The organism is Desulfovibrio inopinatus DSM 10711 (assembly GCF_000429305.1).
GTDB classification, from domain to species: domain Bacteria; phylum Desulfobacterota; class Desulfovibrionia; order Desulfovibrionales; family Desulfovibrionaceae; genus Alteridesulfovibrio; species Alteridesulfovibrio inopinatus.
Genome location: NZ_AUBP01000030.1, coordinates 44,388 through 68,371 on the forward strand (window position 1 = coordinate 44,388; position 23,984 = coordinate 68,371).

Sequence of the window (23,984 nt, forward strand, 5' to 3'; positions counted from 1 at the left end):
TTGCGGTGAACCTATCGGTGAACCGGGTGTGAACATCTCTCCACCGAGAAACATCTTTACCCGCTGAAATAACTCTGTTTAAAAGCATCGGGGATATTTTCTTAGCATAGCTATAAAGATTACAAGGATCAGATAATGGAAAGTGAAGCTGTAGAAGTCAAAAACATAACCAAATGTTTCGGAGAGGTGCAGGCGGTAGACGGCATCTCGTTCAGTATTCACAAGGGAGAATTGTTCGGGTTTCTCGGTCCCAACGGGGCCGGAAAGACAACCACTATCAACCTGCTTACCGGGCTGGCGAGAGCCGACTCCGGTTCAATTCGGATATGCGGAATAGATTGCACACGGAACCCTCGGGCCGCACAGCACCTGATTGGCGTAGTTCCGGATGAAAGCAACCTCTATCCGGAACTCACCGGATTCGAAAATTTATGTTTCTGTGCAGCACTGTATGGAATACGAAAGGAGGAACGCCAAAACCGGGCCAGCAAGCTCCTAAAGGATTTCGGTTTGGAAAAGGCGGCGAAGCGTAAATTCGCCGGGTATTCCAAAGGGATGAAGCGTAAGCTGACCATAGCCGCAGGAATCATCCATCATCCGGATGTTCTTTTTCTCGACGAGCCCACCACCGGTATCGACGTGGCCAGTGCCAGACAGGTCCGGCAACTCGTGTCCACGCTTCACCATGGAGGAACCACAATTTTCCTGACCACCCACTACATCGAGGAAGCCGAGCGCCTGTGTGATCGTATAGCATTTATAGTCGCAGGGGGCATCAAGTGTATCGATTCAGCGCAGCATCTTATTCAGCCGCTCCAGTCGCGACATATACTTCAGATCGCTTGTAATGAGGTCTTGCCCGAAAACTTGCCGGAGGTTCTTGCCAACGCGTTTCCGGAAATCGACTTTTCACTGTCCGACCTTCACTCAATTCGAGTTGAAGCGGATAGTCCCGTGAATGTCGGGCCACTTGTCCGCATCCTTGAGGAGCAACACTTTACAGTGATGGAAGCCCGGAGAAAAAGACAATCTCTCGAAGATGTGTTCGTGCAAATTACCGGACTCGAAACCAATGAGCTGCGCAACGAGAAGGAATTGAAGGGTGGCAGGTCATGAAAAAGCTCATCAGCTACTGGAACATACTGGTCAAAGATATGCGGACATATTACCTGAAGCCGCCGAATATCAGCTGGGGCCTTATCTTCCCGCTGGCGTGGACCGCCATGTTCTTCATCCGGTCAGGGAAAGGCTTGGAAAGCGTGCCGCAATTGTTGCCAGGAGTTGTCGCCGTATCAATTCTGTTCGGCACCACATCAATGTTGGCGGTGACGGTGACCTTTGAAAAAAAGAACCGATCCTTCGAACGACTGCTGCTTGCCCCCATCCCCTTCGAGTTGCTCATGTTCGCCAAGACGAGCGGAGCCATTCTCTTCGGTATGGCCAACGCGTTTGTGCCAGTAATCATGGCCATATTCCTAACTGATTTGGCACATGTGGACTGGATGCTGTTTGTGTCGTCTGTTCTCCTTATCGCTGTGGCTTCAACGTTCTTGGGGCTGTTCATCGCAGTGGCGGTCAACGAAGTTTTTGAGGCACAGACGTTTTCCAACTTCTTTCGTTTTCCCATGATCTTTCTGTGCGGCCTTTTTTTCCCCATAGAGAAACTTCCCATCCTGTTGAAGCCGTTATCCTATGTATTGCCCCTGACGTATGGAGTGGATGTGCTGCATGGGGCTGTGAACGGCAAACATATTTTCCCCTACACGGTTGATTTGTTTATTCTTTGTTTGTTCTGCGCCGGATTGTTTTGGGCAAGCCTTTATAATATCAAAAGACGGTGGATTGCCTGATCGTCCGCAACAGAATCCAGTGACAAAATGTTGCTGGAAGCTTGAAAGCGTAGACAAGTCTACCATTGGCGTCATATTGCCGCCGCTGCTTTCCGATGGAAGCCTCTTGTGCACAGATGGTGCTCATGTCTACAGTTCGGTCGTGAAAGACTACAAAATTCCGCATGGGAAGGGGACGTTGCGACCAAGTACTTACCCAACTTCCTTGGCTGGCTGTGAGTGCTTGAGCGAGTTAAAAACCAGTTGTCTCCAATCCGAGTTTTCACAGTGACTCTGGAATAAATTCAACACAAATGTGCGATCAGCTCATGGAGAAATATCTCCAGCTCGCCAAGGTCGTTTATCGTTATTCAACACCTCGGGTATGATCGATAAGAAAAAGTCGACCTAACCCGTATACTGCATAATGCCCCAGGTCTTATGACTCGGGGCATTATGCAGTATACGGGTTAAAGACCGATTTCGGCGAGATCGTCTCCGAGATATCCTCTTTCATTTTCTCCTAAAATACCCAGAGAGAGACAAATGAGGGTCCACAAGTGAACAGAATGGAAGCCTCCTCCGTAGTACTTGGATAAATCGTGAATTTGCGAGTGACAGTTGTGGCAAGGCGTAATGCAATAAGCTGCACCGGTGGCCATAATCTGGTCAAACTTGCGTTTGCCGTAAGCACGTCTCGCTTCCGTAAAGCCCGATTGGAGAAAACCGCCTCCACCGCCACAGCAATAGTTATTGCTTCGGTTAGGCCACATTTCGAGAAGATTTTCTTCCCCTACTACGGCTTTCGCCACGAAACGCAAATCCTCAGCAACCGGATCTCCCAAGGACTTACGGACTAACTGACAAGGATCTTGAATCGTAAACTTTACGCCTAGCTCCCTATTCCAGTCGGAACTCACGGGAAGCTTTCCCTCTCTGATCCAGCGGGCATAGTACCGAATGATGCTGTCTAGCTGGAAATCCACCTTCAGTCCAAATTTTTGCAGTCCGAACCGGACCGCGTAGAATTCGTGTCCTCACTCCGTGTTGAGCCAGACCTTGCAATTCAGCTCCTTAACGGTGTCCATCTTGTTTTTGAGGTTTGCTTTCCAACCTTCATCATCAGCCAAAAACATGCAATAGTTTTCGGCAGCCCATCCTTTAGAGGCATATGTCCAATCAGCGCCGACCATCTTAAGAATTTTCCACAAAGGAACCATTTCATCCGGTTCGGTGACCGGTTCCCGTGAATTTTGGTTGAGGAAAAAATGTGCTCCTTTGCGGTCCATGCTGATCTCCATGTCTCCGCAATAGGGTTGTGCATCGCGTACCTCTTCCAAAATATCAGTGACCACGAATTTAAAATCTTCGGATGAAGTCCCCATGGCACTATTTGTCGGCGTACTCAAAGCGACATCACAGGATCCACGGATACCTTTGGGGCGTTCGTCTCGAGGTCTGCATGCTCGGGCCAAATAGACAAGCTGGGGAATATCTACTTCCATAGGGCAGGCATAGACGCAACGACGACACATGGTACACATCCAAGGCCAGTCGCTGGCCGCAATCTCGTCATCCAGACCCAATACCGCCAACCGTACGAATTTTCTCGGATCCATGCCAGCCAGTCCCGTGGCGGGACAGCCCGCTGCGCACAGACCGCAGGTCAAACACATGTCGATATTCCCGCTTTCTGGTATAAGTTCCAAAATTTTTTCTCGGAACTGGCTTTTTCCCCGATCATCAAGAACAAAGGGCTCCCGGCCTCCCAAATCGACACTATTGTGTTGTATATCCATACGCCCCCCCTTGACCGGCCCGTTTTCAATCAACGGGCCGGCATATGGTCTTCTGCGTTGATCAGACGAGGATTTTCTTAGCCAGTAGCTGTCACGGCCCCGCCCTGGTCGTACATGAGGCCGCACCGCATATCGAAATGGTGGTTGACGCTCATAGTCGGGCACAGCGAGTTCATGGACACCTGAGCCACGGTGCTGCCGAGCAATGCCTGTTCAGGATCGACTTCCTTGGAATGGTGAGCCATAATTACCAGATCCGCCTTAATCCCTCTGGCCATCTTAAGAATTTCAATAGCAGGCGAGCCTTCGCAGCACTCGTACGTGCAGCTCTTGATACCAGCGAGCCCCTGGGCGTACTTGTCAATCATCTCCTTCTTGCGATCCTCGAGTTCTCGGACAATTTCATCCTGCGCCAGGGTCTGTCCCTTTCCAGAAACATCAAGGACGTTAAGCACAGTCAGGGCCGCATTGTACTGCCTTGCCATTTGTCCACCGTAATTGACCGCGCATCGGGATTGCTTTGAGAAGTCGGTGGCCACCAGGATGTTGGAGAACTTCTGTTCTCCGTAAGGAGTTTCCTTGGTCACAATGATAACAGGGCAACGGGCGTGTCGGCTCACCTTTTCCACCGTACTGCCTGCCATCCCCCACATGAGAGCTCGCTTTTCGGCATATTCCTTGGTATGCGGTCCCATGACAATCAGGTCAGTATCAAGCTTACGCGCCAACCGAAGAATTTCGGTATGCGGCATTCCAGGAACCACGAAAATCTGGTACGAGGATACGCCCTTCAGCTTTTCAGCATAATAGCTCTCGATATTGGCCTTCAGCTTTTCAGTGGCTCCGGAACTGGCCATAAACTCAATTTCGCCCCAGCCTTGTTCGATACCGCAAACATGCACGATGTACAGGTTGGCTTCGAAACGCTGTGCGAATGCTATAGCCGAGTCCGCCGCGCATTCGCACATTGCCGACGGGGTGATCGCCAACAGGATATCCTTAAACATACGCCACCTCCATCTTTTCAGGTTGAATATACTTGCTAACTTTCCGACATCTCAGGGAGGTTCATCAGGTCGGGGAAGGAGCCACTGTCGGTTTTTGCTGTTCGATCCTGGTGAACAATGTCGCATTTACGGCCATATTTTTTCCAAGCATGACCTCCTCTTCCTTCATTCCAAAGGCCAATCCCACAAGCTGTGGCAGATAGAGAATACTTATAGTGTCCTTTCTTTCTCCTTCCTGAAGAGCCTCTTTCTGGTACGCCTCCAGGTTCATCTGGCACATAGGGCAAACCGTCACGACAACATCTGCCTCTCGGGCAGAGCGCAGAATGCGGGCCACAGAGGGCAGTGCCACATTTTTTTTGGTGGTCATAAGCGAGGCCCCACAACATCGCCCCCCCATGTCCCAATCAATGACATCTGCTCCGAGAGTCTGAACGAGGCCGGTCATTACCTCCGGCCGTTCTGGATCATCAAAGACCCTATAGGGCCTAATGGCCTGACATCCGTAATACGGTGCGACCTGAAGGCCGGTCAGCGGATGGGTAACTCGTTCGCGGATTTTGGCTTCACCCACGTCCGTGACCAGCACGTCCAATAAATGGCGCACGTTAGCCTTTCCTTGAAAGTCAAGTCCTTCGGATGACATGATTTCTTTGAGGGCATTCTTAAGTCCCTTGTCCGCTTCAGCCTCGCGCACAACTCGAAGATGGGTGAGGTAGCAGGCGCTACAGGGCGCGAGGATGTCTTGTCCGGGAAGTTGTGTTTCGGCCAAGGCCACGTTACGAGCGGGCAAGGCATAGGCCAGCAGATGACTCACAGACTCGACCGCAGCTGCCCCGCAACATGTCCAGTCAGAAAGTTCCGTAAGCTCGATATCAAGGGCGGCCAGTATTGCCCGAGTGGATACGTCGTATTCACTGGCGGTACCCGTTAGGGAGCAACCCGGATAGTAGGCGTATTTCATGTTTTGTCCTCCAATCGCGCGACGGAGTTGAACAAGGAGTCAAGTTTTCCCCGACGCTCCGTTGAGGGCATGTGTAACTTTCCCTTCCTCATCAGTTTCATGCCCAAGGGTACGTATTGCAACGGAAGAAACACGTCGCGTTTGGCAATGAAATAGCGAAGCATAAGGTCTGTTTCCTGAATCCGGCCGTACCTGTGAATATTATCCAAAAAAGTCCGATAGAAAGCCGCGTTCTGGTCGACACCTACAGAGGTTTCTTGCCCCGCCAGCCTTTTGAGCGCTCCGATAGTCTCCGTCAAAGGAAGCCCTCGTGGACAACGCAGAGTGCAGGTATAGCACGTTGAACAGAACCAAAAGGTTCTACTGCTTAACACCTCATCCAATAAACCCAGAAGAAGCAAACGCCACATACGACGAGGGCTGACGTCCATAGCGAAGGCATTTGGACAGGAGGCAGTGCAGGTACCGCATTGAATGCAACCTCGCATTGTTTCCTGCAGGCTTTGCAGGGTTTCCCTGACCAAGGCGTTCATTGTCTTTCCTCCCTTGCGCTTACGTGGGACGAACGGGTTGTTTCCACTAGCGCCGCGTCAATCACGGACAGAACCTGGCTATCCTTGAAGCCCCGGAGAACACTGGCGCCGTTAGGACACACGGCCGCACAGGAACCGCATCCCTGACAGAGCAGTTCATCCACAACAATGCGATCCTGATCCATGTCTAAGCGCCTCGCACCGTAAGGACAGACGTCAATACACTTGCCGCAGCGCGAACACAGACTGTGGCGCACTTCGGCGACAATGTTGCCGCAGACGAGACGTTTTTCGCTGAGTATCCTTAAGGAACGTTGTGCCGCCGCTTTGGCCGAGGCAATCGTTTCCACCATGGTTCCAGGTGCTCGCGCCAGGCCACATGTGAAAATCCCTTGTTTGAGTAAATCAACAGGACGCCATTTGATCTCGGCCTCCTGGAAAAAACCGTCTTGGTCGAGCGGTACGTCGAGCATTTCGGACAGTTCGCTTACGTCGTTGGGTTCGATGCCTCCGGACAACGCAACGATATCAGGATGAATTTCGATGGCTCTGTCCAAAATAGGGTCTCGAGCCAAGATGGTCAGCTTGCCGTCTTGCAGCAGCACTTGAGGCTTCTTCTTCAGATCGTATCGGATAAAGACCGCTCCGGCCTTGCGCGCCTGGGTGTAATACGATTCCGAGAAGCCATAGCTCATGATGTCGCGATAAAAGACATAAATAGGCAGCTTTGGATGCTTCTTCTTGAGAAAAAGAATATTCTTCAGCGCCCCGGCGCAGCAAATTCTGCTGCAATAGTTGCGGGATTCTTCTCGAGAACGCCAACATTGGATCATAACCACACTCTTCAGAGCGGCCGTATCCAAAACCCCCGTGGCCAGCTTGTGTTCCAATTCGAGCTGAGTATGAACGGCTTTGTGTACACGCAAGCCATACTCATAGACTTTGGACTCATGTCCGCCGGTCGCGAGGATGATGACCCCATGATCCAAGTTGATCACATTACCGTCTGTAGTCAGAACGCTCCGGAAGTGACCAGCCCGGCCGCGTGTAAGGGCCAATCGACCATTTTTGACAACACGGATGTGTGGATGTTTCTCGACTTGCTCAATCAGTTCGCTCATGAACTTGATCGGATCGTGGCCTTCCAGAGTATAAAACAACTTCATAGCCACACCACCCAGGCTCTCGCTCTCTTCGAGCAAACACACATCATAGCCATGGTCCGCAATAGCTAATGCAGCTGTCATTCCAGCTAAGCCTCCGCCGATGACCAAAGCCTGAGGAGAGACCGGCAGGGCTGGAGGCAACGGCGAGGGATCGGCTCGAAGCAGTTTGACTGAGGCCATATTCAGTCGGGAAAAGAGATCATTCAGCGTTTCCTCATCGTGTGTGTCCACCTGTTTACCCATGATGGGGCTACAAATATCCACGACATCCATAAGCGCAGGTGGAAGTCCGGTGGCCTGACCTAACTGGCGCAGCTTCGACACGTAAGCATAGGGCATACAGGCCCCGATGAGTATCCGGTTAGGATTTTTTTCCTTAACCAATCCTTCGATTTCTCCCCACCCCTGTTGGGTACAGGCTCGTTCAATGCGGACGACCTGGCACACGGCTTGAAGTTTAGACAGGTGTTTGTCCAACCATTCGCTCTCCTGCTGGCCGAAACGTTTGCCCATTATCGGACAGGAGAAACACAGAGCGACGAGAATACGTGGAGTTTCCCGGCTCACGTCCCTGTATACGGGTTCAGCTTCGGCTTTCCTTTCCCGAAGAGGGGCATACAGAGAAATAAGTCGCGAAGCTTCCATAGCTGCCGCCCCGGACAAAATCACCGATTGAGCGATATCGCTGGGAATAGCCATGGACCCGGCGGCCATTACACCCAGTTTGCTGGTTCTGGCCGGCGATAAGGCAGGGGTGTGGACGAAACCCCAGGGATTGAGTTCCACGCCTGTGGCTTTAGCTAATTGCTCAATACCTTCCGGAGACCGGACACCAGTAGCCAAAACAAACATGTCGAAAGATTCGCTGATAAGCTCTCCAGCTTCATTGAGATACTCAACACGCAGACTTTGACCATCATCCTCTGGGTCGGGGATCACAGAGTGAACACGGGCGTGGATGAACCGAATCCCCCCTTCACGTTCAGCCATATCCCGATACCGCTGATGTGTTTTGCCGAATGTACGCATATCCATGTAGAAAATGGCCGTGTCAGCCTCTCCTCCAGTCACCCGTTTGGCGAGCAATGCTTCCTTAATGGAGAACATGCAGCAGATAGATGAGCAGTAATTCGCGTTCAGCTTCGTGTCTCGGGAGCCTACGCATTGCAGCCAAGCAATTTTACGAACAGGCTTCCCTGTATCCGACCGGATGAGTTTTCCGCGCCCTGGGCCGGTGCCACTGAGATCGCGTTCGAATTCCAAAGCGGTCACCACCCCAGGATGGCTTCCGTAAGCCAAGACATCGGCGACACCAGAAGGGTTACGTCCAGGATTATAACAGTCGAAGCCACCGGCCAGGATCACAGCAACCACATCCAAAGCCAACGTGGTATCGGAAACGATACGCATGTAGAGTTTATCCAACCAGGGAACCGTGTGGCCGCGAGAAAGTGGTTTCCTCAAAAACTCTCGAACACCCTTACCCAAAAATTGGCGTGCCATTTCCAGATCAGAGTCTTTAACCATAAGTATGATGGTCAGTTCCGGACGTATTTCCAGACTGCGCAGCACGACGCGTTCTGTATCCATATCCGGCAGGTGCATATCCAATAAAAGAAGCTTGTAACGGTCGTCAGCCGCCAATTTTTCGAGGACGTTTTCTCCTGTAGACATAGCATGAATGGGGAAATTCAGGTCGGCAAACCAGTCACTGAGTTTCTTCCCTGTTTCCGGATCGCTATCGGCTACCAGAATGGGAAAATCTTTGCGTTCATCCAGCTTGAAATCGATGGCTCCGGTCGGACAGGCTTTAAAACAACGCCAGCAGCGTTGGCAGTTATCCAAGTCGACTGCATAGGTATTGGGGATGGCATGAGGCACGGGCAAACGCACAGCCGGACGTTGACTCAGACCGGCGTTGAATTCGTCGGGTATGCGCACCGGACACACCTCAGCACATCGGCCGCAGCCAATGCACTTGTGGGGATCTACAAATGAGGAACGTTTCCGCAATACAGCATGAAATCGACCTGGATCGCCGTCCAGACTCACAAGCTCCGTGGAAAGCATTATATCGATATTCTTGTGGAAGAGCCCCTTGCGCATGCAAAACTGAGATGAAGAATCTCGCTCGGTCAGAGGGAGCATTTTGCACATTCCACAATGATCAGTTGGGAATTGCTGATCGAGCTGGGTCAAAATGCCGCCTATGCTCGGCCGTTTGTCGATGAGGACCACGGCATGGCCCGTCTCGGCCAGATCCAGGGCCGCCCGGATACCGCCGATACCGGCTCCGACCACCAGGGCTCCGTAGTTCTTTTTCATGACAACCTCCGTTTCGACACTTCCCCACGAATCAATCTACACCACCAGTCAATTCGGGAAATTCTTTCTCGTGAAATACCGTGAGCGGAGGGGCATCTCCTACGCTACGGCCTGGTTCGTACCCAAAAACCTCTTGTGTCTCAGCGGCAACCATCCTGAAAAGTTGCATGACAGGTACATCATTGGGACAGGCGTTGGAGCACTGGCCACACCCCACGCAAGCCGTGCTCATATGGGCCAATCGGGTGAGGTGGTAGAATATCGTGTCCGTAGGCATCTTGATGGCTCCGCTGTCTCTGGCCCAACTCAGATACTGCCAGGGCTGATGCTCGAAGACATCGGTAACGAAGACACATTCCCGACAGTAGCAGACCGGGCAGGCGACGCGACAATTGTAACAGTTGATACAATCACTGAGATAGCCGTTGAGTTTGTGCAGATCGGAAGTGGCTTCGGCGGTCTCTGCGAATAAAACATCCCGATAAGCGATCCGCCGGGCAATCAATTCCTCAAGAGCCTGTTGACGTGCCGAAGTTTCCCCGGTGTCTACCATACCCAGACGATTCAACAGCCCCTCCCCTCGTGCTGTCTTAGCGGCTACCGGGATGGACGAGAAGATGTCGGCCCCCACGAGTTCGATAGCCAGGTCCGCCTCTTTCGGGGAAGGATGTTCACAGGCCTGACAAGCTTTGGCCAATCCGACCTCTTTTGCAGAATCACTTCCAGCGCCGAGGGAATGCAAAAATTCCAAAGTGGCATCGTCCCCGGTCTTGTTGTGGGCGAAAATTGGATAGTCAATATTGGTATATGCTCCATAGCAGTCGGCTCCAATGAGAATCAGGCTATCCAGGTTCCCTTGGTTGAGCTTGACCAATTCGATGAAGGCCCGAATTTCACATGGTCTGAGAACGGCGACGATCAGTCCGTCCTGTCGTGAAGATTCACCCCGGGTCAATCGCGATATCAGTCGTGCGGCATTTAATGGAAATGCCGGGGCCAAAGGATCAGCTTGATCCAATACCGTCGGATCGGTGACCAGAGCGGGCATGACTGCACCGCTTCCACGTTGAGCTACAGGTGTAAATATCGCGCTCACAGACTCGTCCGCGAGTATCGTTTTCAAAAATTCGCGTATCGCAGAAATCGGATTATTATCCTGTACAGCGAGTTTGGTGGTCGTGGCCATGTCTTCCCCCAAGCGGGCCGTTAGACGGCCATCATTGTTCGGGCCTGATTCGGTCCGAGTTCCTTAATTTCCGCGGCAAGTTCATTCACGGTCTCGGCGAATACATTGCCTTCGCTTGCCCCTATCCAGGTCAGCTTGAGCCTGCGCTCATCAACGCCGAATCGGGTCAGGATGGTCTGAAGCAGTTTAACCCGGCGCCGGGCTTTATAGTTGCCGTTGATGTAATGACAATCCCCAGGGTGACAGCCACTGATGAGTACGGCGTCAGCGCCGCTTAAGAGAGATTTGATGACGTATTTGGGATCAACCATGCCGGTACACATCATGCGGACCAAGCGAACGTTGGGAGACTGAATCAACCGGGAAGTCCCTGCCAAATCCGCCGCTGTGTAGCTGCACCAGTTACAGACAAAGGCCACGATAGTCGGTTCGAAATCATCCATGACTTCCTCCTGGGCGGTATTGCATTATTCCATAACGCTTAAAAAAGTCGGGGAGGCAGGTGTGCGTTTTGTTGGCTCGTTGATATTTCCCAAGAGCCCCTCCAGTTCCCCGAATAATTGTTTTTCCTTGAAATGCTTGATCTGAGCGGCCCCGCTCGGGCAGTGCCCGGCACAGCTGCCACACCCCTTGCACATTGCCTCGTTAATAACGCATACCCCAAGCCGCTGATCGTATTCGATAGCGGAATAGGCACAGAGATTCATGCATGACTTGCATCCGACACAAATATCCGGATTGATGCTCGCCACCACGGGGGAAATAGTCACCTTGCCGCGAGCGGCGAGAGACAGAGCTTGGGCTGCCGCTCCCGATGCGTGGGATACGGTATCTGGAATGTCTTTGGGCCCTTGGCAAGTTCCGGCCAAAAAAATGCCGTCTGTGGCTGTTGATACCGGTCCAAGTTTGGGATGTTCCTCCAAGTAAAAATGGTCCATGCTTTGGCTTATACCAAAAATTCTGGCAACTTCGGCCGCATCCTTGCGCGATTCTATGGCTGAACACAGCACAACCATGTCTACAGGCACTCGTAGAATGCGTCCGAGCAAGGTATCTTCCACAACCACTACAAGTTTGCCTTCTTCCTCGGGAATCTCGGCTTTATCCGTAATTTCTCCGGGACGTCCTCTGACAAAGGTCACGCCCTCGTCCTGAACTCGGTGGTAAAACTCTTCGTAGCCTTTGCCGAAGCAGCGCATATCGATATAAAAATTAAAAATCTGAGTCTGGTGGCCGAGCTTATCTTTGATAAGATGACCGAACTTGAGGGCATACATGCAGCAGACTCGAGAGCAATATTCATGATAGTTTACATCTCGGCTTCCGACGCAGTGCACTATGCCCACGCTGCCCGGCGGTTGGCCGTTTTTCATGAGTATCTTGCCCCCCCTAGGCCCCATGGCGTTGTTGAGACGCTCAAATTGCAGGCCGGTATACACCTCGTCATAGCGGCCAAAGCCGTATTGCTTAAGAGGAGTCGGGTCGAAGGTGTCGTAGCCTGTGGCCAAAATGATCGTCCCCACATCCACTGTGAGGGCCTGTTCTTTCTGCTCGAAATTTACAGCTCCCGAGGGACAATTCTTTTGACAGGCTCCACACTTTCCCTTGGTGAACCAAAGACAGTTTTCCGTATCAATGACCGGCTTGTTCGGTACGCTCTGGGGAGAATTGCGATAAATAGCTCGACGCGTGCCAAGCTGCTCTTCAAACTCGCTCGTCACTTTTTTGGGGCATTTTTCCATGCATAGGCCGCAACCCGTACACAGATGTTCTTCAATATAACGGGGCTTGCGTCGAATGGTCACCGAGTAGTTGCCGACGAAGCCTTTAACTTGCGACACTTCGCTATAAGTCAGGAGGTTGATGTTCGATTCCTGAGATACGGCGACCATCTTGGGTGTGGAAATGCAGGCGGCGCAATCCAGAGTGGGAAATGTTTTGTCGAACTGCGCCATATGCCCGCCAATGGATGGCCCACGTTCCACCAAATGAACTTTGTGCCCGGCTTTGGCAATGTCCAAGGCAGCCTGAATACCGGCGATACCCGCTCCCACCACCAGAACATCGGGATGCACATGTTCCTCACGAGAAGACAGAGCCACGTGATAGTTTACCCGCTCCACGGCGGCGGCGACCAGCGCCATGGCCTTATGCGTCCCCTCATCGGGGTCCCGAGTAATCCAGGAACAGTGCTCCCGAATACAGGTCATTTGGAACAAAAAAGGATTAAGGCCAGCCCGTAGACACGCATTCTGGAAGGTCTTTTCATGCAAACGAGGAGAACAGGAAGCCACGATAACACGAGAGAGGCCCATTTCCCGTATGTCTCGAATAATCATCTCTTGTCCGGGATCGGAACACATAAACTTATAGTCCCGGCCAATAGCGACGTTTTTGAGTCCCGAGGCAAAAGCTGCGACCTTGGCCACATCGATTTTGCCCGCGATATTCGTGCCGCAGTGGCAAACATACACTCCTATCCTATTGGCCATATGCCCCTCCCAAGTATATATGGGGAAGCCTCCCTTCAGGAAGACAAACCTCCCAGTAGGTGACCCAATGTTTCTTGCATCATTGCACAATACGTTAATCAAAATTTGTACCAGATAACGACTCTATAATTTTGAATGGAATTCCAATTGACTAATTGATTATATACTAAAAAAGATCCATGAGATGATTCTTGCTCAGCAAGAATCATCTCATGGATCAAGAAATGCTTTTCTCTTTTAAGTTGCTTATATTTGGTTTCATCCCAAAAACAGAATGATTCTGTCTCCTGACCGCAAGAAACAACAAAGTTAGCTCTTCAACATCTCATATGATTGCGCGACAACAGATGAAAAATAAAAAATAATATTGTTTACAACACGTTTCTAGTCTATTGTTAACGTGAATGAGATAAATCGCTGGGAGTTTCATCATGTCCGAACAGACGCTCTTACAAGAAAATCATCAATTCCAGGAGACACCGACGACCGAAGTCCCCAGGCGCCAACGCGATGAAGATCTTCTGTGTCTAACCACCGCCATAGAGCAGGCTGGTGAGGCATTTTTGATTATCGATATGAATTTGACCATTCGCTATGTGAACCAGACATTTGAAGAAATGACAGGGTATTCGAGCAATGAAGTCAAAGGACGGCCACTTCAGATACTTTACCGCGACTGTGGAGATAATGAAACTTTCAGACAGATCTTCGATATTCTTGGACAGGAAGAAAGTTGGACAGGTCGCATGGAAAACATTCGCAAGGATGGTCAAAGTTTCCGATGCGAAAAGACCATTTCTGTTATCCGGGGAAAAGGCGGAGTCATCCGGGGGTATGTAGGAATCTGGCGTGATGTGACCGAAGTGGAAAATTTGGAACGGCAGCTTATACAAGCCCAAAAGATGGAGGCTCTCGCTACGTTGGCAGGAGGTATTGCCCATGATTTCAATAATATTCTTGGGCCTATTATTCTCTATTCCCAACTCGGAATCTCGCAACATAGCGAAGGCAATCCATCTTACGAGTTTTTTGAGCAAATACTGAACGCCGCGCATCGCGCTCAGAAGTTGGTCGATCAACTCCTGCAACTTGGCCGTAAAAATGCCTCCGAAACGCCTATTGTTTTTCGTGTCCACCATATTGTCAAAGAGTGCCTCAAGCTCTTGCGTCCAAGCCTGCCCGTGTCCATTCATTGTGTTCTCGATTTAGCTGTTAAGGATGGCTATGTGCTGGCTGAACCGGCCCATATTCATCAGGTCATCATGAACCTGTGCACCAACGCAATTCAGGCCATGCGCAAGACCGGCGGAACGCTGACAATAAGGTTGGATGCTCTCAGCATTGAATCAGTTAGGAATCAAAATTCATTTCCAGTCAAGCCAGGAAAATATCTCCATCTGACGGTAAGCGACACCGGGCACGGTATTCCAGTGAAAATCATAAATAAGATCTTCGATCCTTTTTTTACCACCCGTTCCAACAGTCAGGGAACCGGCCTAGGGTTGGCAGTGGCGAATAACATCGTCACCCGACTCGGCGGGGCCATTGTGGCAAACAGTTCTTCTGGACATGGAGCAACCTTCGATGTTCTCCTACCGAGACTCGACAATCCGGTCGCTCAGATCGAACAGCGATGTGCACATCTGGAACAGGGTGAAAACGAACGTATTTTGCTTGTAGACTACGATCCGTGCGTCATCGACAGCATCAGGCTGGCTCTTGAATGCTTGGGATACCAAGTAACCGCCTGCCTTCACGGGAAAGAGGCTTTATATATTTTCGACTCCGATCCCACAGAAATTGACTTGGGGCTCATTAACATGACTTTGCCGGAGATAAGCATAGAAGGATTGACAGCGAGCTTGCTAGAACGTCGTCCTACATGGCCGATTGTTTTCTTTTCCCGAAATCAGGAGATCATGTCCACGCAAAGACTCGAAGCTCTTGGGGCTCGGGCCTTCTTGGCGGAGCCCTTTCATTTGGAACAACTCGCTCAAACCATCAAAATGGGGCTTGCCTCAAAAGAGCATTGAGCAGATAGTTTGCCATGGCCAGTATACTCATCATTGACGACGAACTTCCCCTGTGCAATGCGCTCAAAATGGCTATACAGGACATGGGCCATAACGCCGATATAGCGACGACACTTGATGAAGGAATAGCCAAAGCGCAGGCCGGTGACTTCAGTGTTGCTATCTTAGACATCTGGTTTCCTCAAGGAAACGGCTTGAATGCCATGCCTCAGATAATTCAGTCAGCGAGCAATCCCGAGGTCATCGTCCTGACAACGTCCAATAATCCTGACGATGCAGAAACGGCCATCCGTCAAGGTGCCTGGAGCTACATTCCTAAACCTCCGACTCTGGAAAAAATCAAGATTCCGGTACAGCGAGCCGTGGAATACCATGCTCGCAAGATGGTCCGGCGCCCCCATGCCACCTTTAAGCGCGAATGTATCATAGGAAATGGCCTGGCCATGCTGGCTTGTCTGGAGATCGCTGTCCAAGCCGCCGGCAGCGATGCCAACGTTTTGATCACCGGAGAAACGGGTACAGGCAAGGAGTTGTTTGCCAGAGCCATCCACGCCAATAGCGAACGAACTGCCAAACCTTTCGTGGTTGTGGACTGTGCAGCGTTACCCGCCACTCTGGCTGAAAGCGTGCTCTTTGGCCACGAAAAAGGCTCTTTCACCAGCGCAGATCGCAAATATGAAGGACTTATTCATCAGGCCGATGGCGGAACGCTTTTTCTCGATGAGGTGGGGGAACTTCCCATAATGGTACAGAAAGCCTTTCTCCGGGTTCTTCAGGATCATCGATTTCGACCGGTGGGTGGAGCGAAGGAACTTCATAGTAATTTCAGGCTCATAGCGGCCACCAATCGTGATCTGGAACATATGGCCGGAATCTTTGCTTTTCGAACCGATCTACTCTTCCGTCTGCGCACCATCTGTCTGGAACTACCGCCGCTACGCGATCGCCCCGAAGACATCAAAGACTTATGCGACCACTTCATGAATGAGTATTGCGCAGGACGAGAGACTCCGCGCAAAGGCTTTTCACCGGAATTTCAGGATGCCCTGCTCGAATACAATTGGCCAGGGAATGTACGTGAACTCTTTCACGCGTTGGAAAGCGCCGTGCTGGCCGCTCGGGACGAGCCATGCCTCTACCATCGACATCTGCCCGTGAATATACGGGTCCAAATCGCTCGCAATTCTTTAAGTAATCAGAATTTGCCCAAACAAAATCATGGGATGCTTAAGCTTGACGCAAAACATTTTCCACCCCTCAAAGACTTCCGTCATGACTTGCTTCAACAATCCGAAGCCCACTACCTTCGAGAATTAGTCCTCGTGAGTGGAAGAAAGATGGATCGAGCCTGTGAACTCTCTGGTCTATCGAAACCGCGACTCTACGCTCTATTCAAAGAATACGATATTAAGCTATGATTGACGACGAACAATACCACTCTCCCCCAGGAGCTGGTCACTTTTGCCCTTCTTTGTTTATTAGCAAATCAATACCTCCTTCTTCTTTAGCTGATTGGTAACGATAGAAGGTATCGCGAGAAAATCACATTAGCTTGCACGCTCTGGAAACGTTTCCAAACTCTTCTGCCAAATTGAGAAGGCCTATCTTGTTTTTTATGATGTTCTGGTCGAAACTGAACATGAGGTTCTCCTTTGAGTATGTGCTCAGTTTGATGGTTGGGACCAATCCATCAAAAGGGAGAACCTCTTCATTTTCAAGAGAAATTGTCAGATTAAGTCGTGACGACTACAGAAAAACCGCCCTCCGGCTATTTTTCCAGTACGCATACGACATTCTTCATTGTGTTCGAAACAACTCCGTGAAATCGAAGATCTTTATGAGAGAATTTGTTTTTTCAAAAAGCACTCCGCTGCCCAACGTTAATCTGAAAACTCACTTTCGTCAGCGGATGAACATCCTGGCCAGATCTTCCTTTGCCGATTCAAGGTTCTCAAACACCTTTCGGTAATCAACGTGCATGGGCTTTACGTCGAGATGTCCGTAGCATTCAGACGGTTGCGCAATCTCTCGTAATGGAATGTGGCTCCAGCCGAGACGCACCAACTCAGCTTCCGTCTCGGGGCTCACCAGGTAGTCGATCAGCTTTCTGCCCTGCTCCGGGTGCGGCGCGCCTTTGATCAAGGCTACAGTGTTCGTAATCACCAGAGTTCCCGTATCATCCTGATCCGGAAACACCACTTTGACAGAGGCACCTTTTTTCATGGCGACGCAGGCGTCGTCAGTGTCCGTGATTCCCCACTGCAATCGCCCCTGAACGACAAGGTCGCGGATCACGGAGTTGCCATCCACCATGCGCACACCGCGCCCACGCACATCTTCAAACCATTGGCGAGCCTGTTGCGGACCATGCAGGGCGTAAAGCGCCGCGGCATGCGTCGCTGACGTGCCGAATATGGGGTAGGCCATGCCGAGCATCTCCCCAGGATAGTTTGGGGAAAGCAGATCATCCACTGAATCGGGGAAATTGTCTTCAGAGACCAAGTCCGTGTTGACGATGAGCACCCTGGCCCTGCCGGCGAAGCCAGTCCAAAAACCTTGCGGGTCACGAAATTGCGCCGGAATGTCACGCGCCAGGGGAGATGCGTAGGGCTGCAGCACCCCCTTTTCCTGAAGCAGCAAAGTATGGGAGAACTCCCCGCTCCAAAAAACATCCGCACGTGGCCTGCCTTTCTCCGCAATGAGGCGCATGACCAAGCCCGTGGTTTTGGCCGCTTCCACGTCATAGATCGGTAACACTTCGATGCCGCTCTCCCGCTCGAACTTTCGAAGAACCGGCTCGGCATAGACCTGATCCACGGATGTGTAGACCACAACCTGTTGTTTTTCCGCTCGCGCGCGTACGACAAAAAGACAAGCAACTCCGAGCAGTATGAAAAAGATGGTTTGCAGTATTGGAAGAGAATTCTTGCAGTATAGCGCCTTCATACATTTCACCTCCTCTTGAATATCGCAAACCGGGACGCTTCGAACACCTGTATCGCATACATCCTCTACAAATTGCCACGACGCAACAAAGAAACATCCCCACAAAAAAACGAAAATCATTGCTCATGATAAAAAACTAGAGTATAAAATATAAGGTGTCAAATTCGACTGACGTCACCACAAACACAAAGAGTTCAGCTCGTTTCAGTGAGAGGGGCGGATATGTCTTCTGGTCCGCGCAATGCTTTTACTGATGTTTTTCGCAAAACATCTCTGCTGCGTCACGCGTTTGTTGCCAGCGTCCTTACAATGGCCGCCGTATTCATGGCCGGCCCCACTCTTATCGCGTCAGGCGCTGTGTTTAAAGCGTTGCTGCAATCCCCGGAGAAAACGCTCGCCACAATTTTCCTCTTGAGCAACCCGCTCCGGAAAGTCTTGTCGGACAGTGTGCTCTTAGCCGCGGCAACGGCACTGAGTGCCCTGCTGCTCGGCCTGCTGCTTACGGCGGCTACATGGCGGGCTCGGGCGCACTGGCCCGGCAAGTTGCGCTGGGTCCTCCTGGCCCTGCTCGCAGTTCCCTCGTATGTACACGCTCTTGCCTGGAACGCTTTTATGCATCGCTGCAACCTAATGTTGGCACAGTGGGGGCTGCCCGGGCTACCGGAGCAGGGATGGACCGTGGCTTGGTTGGTGCAGACCATGACACTTGTACCCCTTGCGACGGGAGGCTGCATGCTCGGTTTGGAACTTGTCGATGCCCGTCTCGTGAGCGCGGCGCGTCCTCTGCGTAGCGATCTAGCGGTGTTTGCCACAGTGGTGCTGCCCACGGCGGCTCCCATTCTTCTCGCGACGGGGACGTTGTTGTTTCTGCTGAGCGTGGAAGACTACGGCGTGCCGTCGCTGTTCCAGGTCCCGGTCTACGCCATGCATATCTTCGCAGTGTATAGCACCAGGGCCGACGCAGGGCAGGCTTTTCTGGCCGCCATGCCGCTGCTGGGGGTAACCGCCGTAGCACTGCTCGCCGGGTGGCGGGCTTTGCGGCGTTTGCACTCCATCCCGGCGCCCAGGGAAAATGTTTGGTCCACAAGACCGGTCTGGCCATTTTGGTTCAACGCCCTGCTCTGTTTCGCCATAGGAGCGGGAGTGCTGCAGCTACTGGTGCCCGCGTTCGAGCTTACGGCAGCTACGGGTTCGTGGTCCGCCTTCAGCTCCAGCGTGTTGCTGGCCGAACGTGAAATTATGTTCTCCTTCAGGACATCGCTGCTTGCAGCGCTTTTCTCACTGCCACTGGCCTGGTCCGTCGCGGGCATGATGCGCGGAAAACACCTGTTCGGTGGACTGGCGGGCATACTGTCCTGGACTCTGTTGTTGCTGTGTCTGGCAACGCCCGCGCCCCTTGCGGGAGTGGGACTCATCGCCATCTGGAATTCAGCCTGGTTGCATCCTATATACGACAGCTCACTCATGCCCGTCTTGGCATCAATGACACGCTACGCGCCCTTGGCTACCTTGATTTTTCTAGCACACGACGAACAAGCCGCGACGAAATTACTGCAAGCGGCCCGCGTGTTTCAACGCGACGGTTGGCAGACGCTGTGGCGCATTCGTCTGCCCCTGGCCCTGCCGCTTATGCTGGCGGCAGGAGGACTGGTGTTCGCCTTGTCCCTCGGGGAATTGGGGGCGACGCTCCTCGTTGCCCCTCCGGGCAAGGCCACCCTGACCATGCGCATTTACAACTACCTGCATTACGGCAGCAGCGAAACCGTCTCCGGATTGAGTCTACTGATAGCAACAATATCGGGATTCATGGGTTTTTGTACACTGACAGCACTACGCCGCATCCAGTTCTACGGACAGGCAAGAAGAAGGCAATAAACGCCAAAGGAGAGAACTTGGGAGATTCACTCATTCCTCGCATCATTTTAGGCCTGCTGCTTGTGGGCGTCATTTTTCTGGTGCGGTATTTTCTTGCCAGACACCGCCGCTCATTGGTGGAACAAGGCTACTACGACCAGGCGCATATTCAGGCGCCCCCGACTAAAGGGCCCTGCGCCTCCCCCCCCATGACAGTACCTGCCGAAACTGCGGCGCGCCCCTCCCCCCGGACGCAGCCTTTTGTGAGCAGTGCGGCGCGGCCGTAGCGGTCAGGCAAACGTCCGTATCGTCGACCTGCCCCACTTGCGGCGCGATATTGGCTGACGGCGAGGCTTTTTGCAGCGAATGCGGGACCAAATGCAAATAACAAAGGCATATTATGAGCAAACAACAAGCCTTTTTCGAAAAACTCTCAGTCTATCTGCACCCCGGAGAACAGTTGCTTGACACGGGGTATGCGGAGGAAACCTCACATGACTTGGCCCGCATAGTCCTTGCCGGCCTGGCTCCCACATCAGCCAGCAAATTCGTGGTGGGGCTGACTCACAATCGCCTGATGTTGCTGTTGGACAACCTGGCCACCAAAGTAGTCAAGCCCAAGGACACGGACAATATTTTCATCCATGATATCGCGCACATAGAAATCACCCCCAAACGTGGCTCAACGAAAGCCTCATTCATTTTGCGCAACGGAAAAAAACGTAGTTTTCTTTTTTATAATTATTCAGGTGGCGACAGGAACGAGCAGCAGAACCTGTTGGGCAAACTGCAAGGAATGTTACAGGAGGGAACTCAAGCGCAACAACCAGCACCGCCTCTACCCAGGCAGCCCAACACGCTCGGAGGAGCCGGACAATCGGCGCCGGAACCGCCCGCGTATCACCGTGCCCAAGCGTCAGCTCTGCCACAGCCATGCCCCGGTAATCCCCCCAGAGCATGTCCAGCCTGCGGGCAGCAATGCGCACCTGACGACAAATTTTGCGAGATGTGCGGAGCCCCTCTTCAGAAGGCAAAGCCCAGATTTTGTCCGCAATGTGGTAGGGAAACGCGCCCTGGTGCGAAGTTTTGCGGCGGCTGCGGCTTTGCCCTACAGCGATGATCGACGACATGTTGCGCTTGCAAGGCTTAAGCAAACAGTTTGGCAAAGAATTGGTGTTGAAGGACATCTCCCTTGAGCTCCGCGAGGGGGAACGACTGAGACTGTCGGGGCCTTCCGGCAGCGGCAAAAGCACGTTGCTGCTCTGCATTGCCGGCCTGCTGGAACCTGATGCCGGAGAGATTTTTATGGATAATAACCCCGTCACCCCACAAAGCTTGCCTCCGCATCGCCGAGGTATCGGCCTTGCGCTGCAGGACCCGACCCTTTGGCCACACATGACCGTCGCAGGCAATGCGGGCTATGGCGTACATGGCCTGACAAAACGTCAGCGAGCAGCTCGCGTCGCCGAACTGCTCGACGACCTGGGGCTGGAGGGCATGCAAAAAAGCAGACCGCACCAACTCTCCGGTGGAGAAGCCAGGCGTGTTGCCCTTGCCAGATGCCTCGCGCCCAAACCGCGCCTGCTGCTCATGGACGAGCCCCTGGTGAACCTGGACCCGCAAACCAAAGAGCGCGCCCTCGCCTGCATCCGAAAACAACTGAAACAAACCGGAGCAAGTATGATATTTGTCAGCCACGATCCAGACAATTCGCATGGGCTGTGCAACAGGCAGGCCGTCCTGCGTCAAGGCGAGTTGACAGGAGGGGAGGCGCTTCCATGACGCGGACTTATCGGATGGGAATCTTGCTCATCCTTTACGCCGTACTGCTCGTCGGTTGCAACCCGGCGGACAAAAAAACTCTTCCGCAAGGTTGGATGCGCATCGTCCCTCCCGAGGACGTCAACGCGCTGGCCGAGCAGGGGGAGTATATCTGGGCAGGCGGACGAGATGGGCTCTTTCTCGTGCGCAGGGAATCCGGAGAGCTCATGGAGCTTCCCGCATGTATTCCCAAGCTCGCCTATGTTCGCGACCTGCTTGTGGACGCGGACAACATTTTGCATGTGGCGCATGCCGGGGGCCTCGGCAGCTTCGACGGCGCGGCGTGGTCCGACGATACCACACGACTGGGCCTCCCCCCTGGGCCGGCGACGGCTTTGTACCAGTCCCCGGAAAAATCCGATGGTGCGCTCTGGGTCGGCAACGAAATGGGCGTATGCAGTGTTCAGGGACAAGAAATACGCTGCCTCGGCCGAAAGGACGGGCTCGGCCTCGATTCCGTGGACGCTATGCTCATGGACTACGCAGGGCGCATGTGGTTCGCCTCAGCCTCGCAAATCAGAGGCGGGCTCAGCATGTACGACGGCAGAGCCTGGCACCACTTTCATGTGGAAGAAGGCCTGCCCCACAACCGCGTCAATGCGTTGCTTCTCGACAATGCAGGTGCGCTGCACGTGGCCACAGGCTTTGCGGAAAACGGCGGAGCATGTACATTACGAGACAAAACATGGAGCGCCTTGAGGCAGGACGACGGTCTTGCCGGAGCGGTTGTCCGTTCCTTGTACCAGGACAAACAAGGGCGTATGTATTATGGTTCGGAATTCAATGGCATGGCCGTGTTTATGGGAGACAAGCATCTGATCCTGCGGCCTGAGAATGGCTTGGTGGGGGCCGAGGTGAAAGAGATGTTGCAAGACGCGCAAGGCGCTCTTTGGCTTGCCACGAACAAGGGATTGAACAAGGTTCACGATCCCGCGGACCTTGAGTTGTGAGCAGAGGAGGTAATCATGGAGCCTCGTGAACTTCCTGTACATCTGAAATCATTACGCATGCAGCTCAACAATGGGCGGCTTACGCCACAAGCCTTTGACCATGCCTGTGCCCAATTGCGCACCCAGGACCGGATGGGAAACTGGTGGACGGTCGATCCTGACTCCGGAGCCCTGCTGCGCTACGACCAGAGAGTCGGCCAATGGCTGCACGACACGCCTGCCTCCAAGAGCCAAGCGCCAGCTCAGCCACCGATGAGGGGCGAAATGCAGCCGCCAAGCTCCCCACTCGTCAAGATCCTTCAGACCGCAAACACAGAGCGCACAGGACTTGTGGGCGCGGCAATGGTCCTGATCCTTGGCGCGGCGCTTTCCTGGTTTCTCTATCCCTACCTGGGGCTCATCCCCAAATGGCTCAGCGGTTTGGCCCCTGAGGTCAGGTGCACCATGTTCAAACCCAACACGAGCCCAATGTACTTCTGCTCCGGCGCTGCGGCATTGTCGGTGCTTTCCGGCCCCATCATCGTCATGGTAGGCATCTTTCTTCTGCGCAAGCAGATAACGGCCCTCTTGTCGCATGTCACACCATTTGTCCCCACGACATTCCGCTTTCTGCTCCCCCCCGCAGTTGCCTGCCTTTTGTTCACTATTCTCTGGGCCGGGGCGCACTACGATACTGTGCTCTCCTCGAACTCCAACGTAGGCAACGTCGTCGGTCTGGTGCATCAGCGTTTGTTCCCGGCCTTCGTCGCGCTGTTCACCTACGCAGTCGCACGCTATGGGCCGCTGTTGCAATTGTATATTCCGGTGTTTTTCGATCTGCGAGATAAAATCCACAAGCATGTTCGCTTTGTTATCGTGCTCGTCTTTCCCATGCTCTATTCACTCATCAACAACATGAATCTGAACGACGGGCGCATCTACAAAACCGCGCTGGAAGAACAAAAAGTGGTTGTCATGGCCATGCTGCTGGGGTTCCTGCTGCTGGCGCCCCGCAATGGCAAAACCGGCATGAAAGATTAGGGCTGCCGCATAAGAATGTGGAGTGATTGTGAACGCCATATTTTTAACTATCGTTATCC

Annotated in this window: 20 protein-coding genes and 1 pseudogene; 10 read left to right on the plus strand and 11 right to left on the minus strand. The window is 52.7% G+C overall.

Features of this window, described 5'->3' with window-relative positions:
- Nucleotides 1-135: 135 nt before the first annotated feature.
- Entirely contained in the window at nucleotides 136-1,116 is a 981-nt protein-coding gene (locus tag G451_RS0117905) for an ABC transporter ATP-binding protein (protein ID WP_027185326.1), read from the plus strand.
- Nucleotides 1,113-1,850: an ABC transporter permease gene (locus G451_RS0117910; protein WP_027185327.1), complete on the plus strand. Its 738-nt coding sequence runs from the start codon at nucleotides 1,113-1,115 to the stop codon at nucleotides 1,848-1,850. The genes G451_RS0117905 and G451_RS0117910 overlap by 4 nt, the downstream gene beginning before the upstream one ends.
- A 449-nt stretch (nucleotides 1,851-2,299) precedes the next feature.
- Here the strand turns inward: G451_RS0117910 and G451_RS33740 are convergent, their stop codons facing one another.
- From G451_RS33740 to G451_RS30225, 8 genes are all read right to left on the minus strand, one after another.
- A complete protein-coding gene (locus G451_RS33740; RefSeq protein ID WP_084448639.1) occupies nucleotides 2,300-3,628 on the minus strand; it encodes a (Fe-S)-binding protein in 1,329 nt (442 codons plus the stop codon).
- A 77-nt stretch (nucleotides 3,629-3,705) separates the two neighbouring features.
- The gene (locus G451_RS0117925) at nucleotides 3,706-4,635 is read right to left on the minus strand and encodes a universal stress protein (RefSeq protein ID WP_027185330.1); all 930 of its coding nucleotides are present in this window, start codon (nucleotides 4,633-4,635) and stop codon (nucleotides 3,706-3,708) included.
- Between the two features lie 64 nt (nucleotides 4,636-4,699).
- On the minus strand, nucleotides 4,700-5,599 hold the full coding sequence (locus G451_RS0117930; RefSeq protein ID WP_027185331.1) for a CoB--CoM heterodisulfide reductase iron-sulfur subunit B family protein: 900 nt from the start codon (nucleotides 5,597-5,599) through the stop codon (nucleotides 4,700-4,702).
- Complete coding sequence (locus tag G451_RS0117935) at nucleotides 5,596-6,132, minus strand: 4Fe-4S dicluster domain-containing protein (protein ID WP_027185332.1); 537 nt, start codon at nucleotides 6,130-6,132, stop codon at nucleotides 5,596-5,598. Before G451_RS0117935 ends, G451_RS0117930 begins: the two co-directional genes overlap by 4 nt.
- Nucleotides 6,129-9,623: a 4Fe-4S binding protein gene (locus G451_RS0117940; RefSeq protein ID WP_027185333.1), complete on the minus strand. Its 3,495-nt coding sequence runs from the start codon at nucleotides 9,621-9,623 to the stop codon at nucleotides 6,129-6,131. The genes G451_RS0117935 and G451_RS0117940 overlap by 4 nt, the downstream gene beginning before the upstream one ends.
- 31 nt (nucleotides 9,624-9,654) lie before the next feature.
- Entirely contained in the window at nucleotides 9,655-10,809 is a 1,155-nt protein-coding gene (locus tag G451_RS0117945) for a 4Fe-4S binding protein (protein ID WP_027185334.1), read from the minus strand.
- Between the two features lie 20 nt (nucleotides 10,810-10,829).
- Nucleotides 10,830-11,252, minus strand: a complete 423-nt coding sequence (locus tag G451_RS0117950; protein WP_027185335.1) for a hydrogenase iron-sulfur subunit — start codon at nucleotides 11,250-11,252, stop codon at nucleotides 10,830-10,832.
- Nucleotides 11,253-11,276: 24 nt separating this feature from the next.
- A complete protein-coding gene (locus tag G451_RS30225) occupies nucleotides 11,277-13,301 on the minus strand; it encodes a CoB--CoM heterodisulfide reductase iron-sulfur subunit A family protein (protein WP_051261647.1) in 2,025 nt (674 codons plus the stop codon).
- 431 nt (nucleotides 13,302-13,732) lie between these two features.
- Between G451_RS30225 and G451_RS30230 the strand changes: the two genes are divergently transcribed.
- On the plus strand, nucleotides 13,733-15,334 hold the full coding sequence (locus G451_RS30230) for a hybrid sensor histidine kinase/response regulator (protein ID WP_051261648.1): 1,602 nt from the start codon (nucleotides 13,733-13,735) through the stop codon (nucleotides 15,332-15,334).
- Nucleotides 15,335-15,348: 14 nt separating this feature from the next.
- Nucleotides 15,349-16,752 (plus strand): sigma-54-dependent transcriptional regulator, encoded by a 1,404-nt coding sequence (locus tag G451_RS0117965; protein ID WP_027185336.1) that lies wholly within the window; start codon nucleotides 15,349-15,351, stop codon nucleotides 16,750-16,752.
- Between the two features lie 52 nt (nucleotides 16,753-16,804).
- Here G451_RS0117965 and G451_RS33745 read toward each other — a convergent pair.
- Both G451_RS33745 and G451_RS0117975 read right to left on the minus strand, forming a co-directional pair.
- A pseudogene (locus G451_RS33745) lies at nucleotides 16,805-16,975 on the minus strand (helix-turn-helix domain-containing protein); the annotation flags it as partial.
- A 261-nt stretch (nucleotides 16,976-17,236) separates the two neighbouring features.
- Nucleotides 17,237-18,280: an extracellular solute-binding protein gene (locus tag G451_RS0117975; RefSeq protein WP_034642761.1), complete on the minus strand. Its 1,044-nt coding sequence runs from the start codon at nucleotides 18,278-18,280 to the stop codon at nucleotides 17,237-17,239.
- Nucleotides 18,281-18,502: 222 nt separating this feature from the next.
- Here G451_RS0117975 and G451_RS0117980 point away from each other — a divergent pair, with 222 nt between their 5' ends.
- Together G451_RS0117980 and G451_RS35385 are read left to right on the plus strand one after the other, a co-directional pair.
- On the plus strand, nucleotides 18,503-20,155 hold the full coding sequence (locus G451_RS0117980; RefSeq protein WP_027185338.1) for an ABC transporter permease: 1,653 nt from the start codon (nucleotides 18,503-18,505) through the stop codon (nucleotides 20,153-20,155).
- A 172-nt stretch (nucleotides 20,156-20,327) separates the two neighbouring features.
- Nucleotides 20,328-20,522 carry a zinc-ribbon domain-containing protein gene (locus G451_RS35385; RefSeq protein WP_084448640.1) on the plus strand — a complete coding sequence of 65 codons (195 nt, stop codon included), beginning with the start codon at nucleotides 20,328-20,330 and terminating at the stop codon, nucleotides 20,520-20,522.
- Nucleotides 20,523-20,669: 147 nt separating this feature from the next.
- Here G451_RS35385 and G451_RS35210 read toward each other — a convergent pair whose 3' ends face one another.
- A complete protein-coding gene (locus G451_RS35210) occupies nucleotides 20,670-20,792 on the minus strand; it encodes a hypothetical protein (protein WP_281171570.1) in 123 nt (40 codons plus the stop codon).
- A gap of 348 nt (nucleotides 20,793-21,140) precedes the next feature.
- Between G451_RS35210 and G451_RS35390 the strand changes: the two genes are divergently transcribed.
- From G451_RS35390 to G451_RS0118005, 4 genes are read left to right on the plus strand one after another with little or no spacing between them, the layout of a single operon-like run.
- Nucleotides 21,141-21,254, plus strand: coding sequence for a zinc-ribbon domain-containing protein (locus G451_RS35390; protein ID WP_425387515.1), 114 nt, complete (start codon nucleotides 21,141-21,143; stop codon nucleotides 21,252-21,254).
- Nucleotides 21,255-21,262: 8 nt separating this feature from the next.
- Nucleotides 21,263-21,916, plus strand: a complete 654-nt coding sequence (locus G451_RS30240) for an ABC transporter ATP-binding protein (protein WP_169727899.1) — start codon at nucleotides 21,263-21,265, stop codon at nucleotides 21,914-21,916.
- Complete coding sequence (locus G451_RS0118000) at nucleotides 21,913-22,905, plus strand: ligand-binding sensor domain-containing protein (RefSeq protein WP_156921702.1); 993 nt, start codon at nucleotides 21,913-21,915, stop codon at nucleotides 22,903-22,905. Before G451_RS30240 ends, G451_RS0118000 begins: the two co-directional genes overlap by 4 nt.
- A 15-nt stretch (nucleotides 22,906-22,920) precedes the next feature.
- Nucleotides 22,921-23,925, plus strand: coding sequence for a hypothetical protein (locus G451_RS0118005; RefSeq protein WP_027185341.1), 1,005 nt, complete (start codon nucleotides 22,921-22,923; stop codon nucleotides 23,923-23,925).
- The last annotated feature ends 59 nt before the right edge of the window (nucleotides 23,926-23,984 follow it).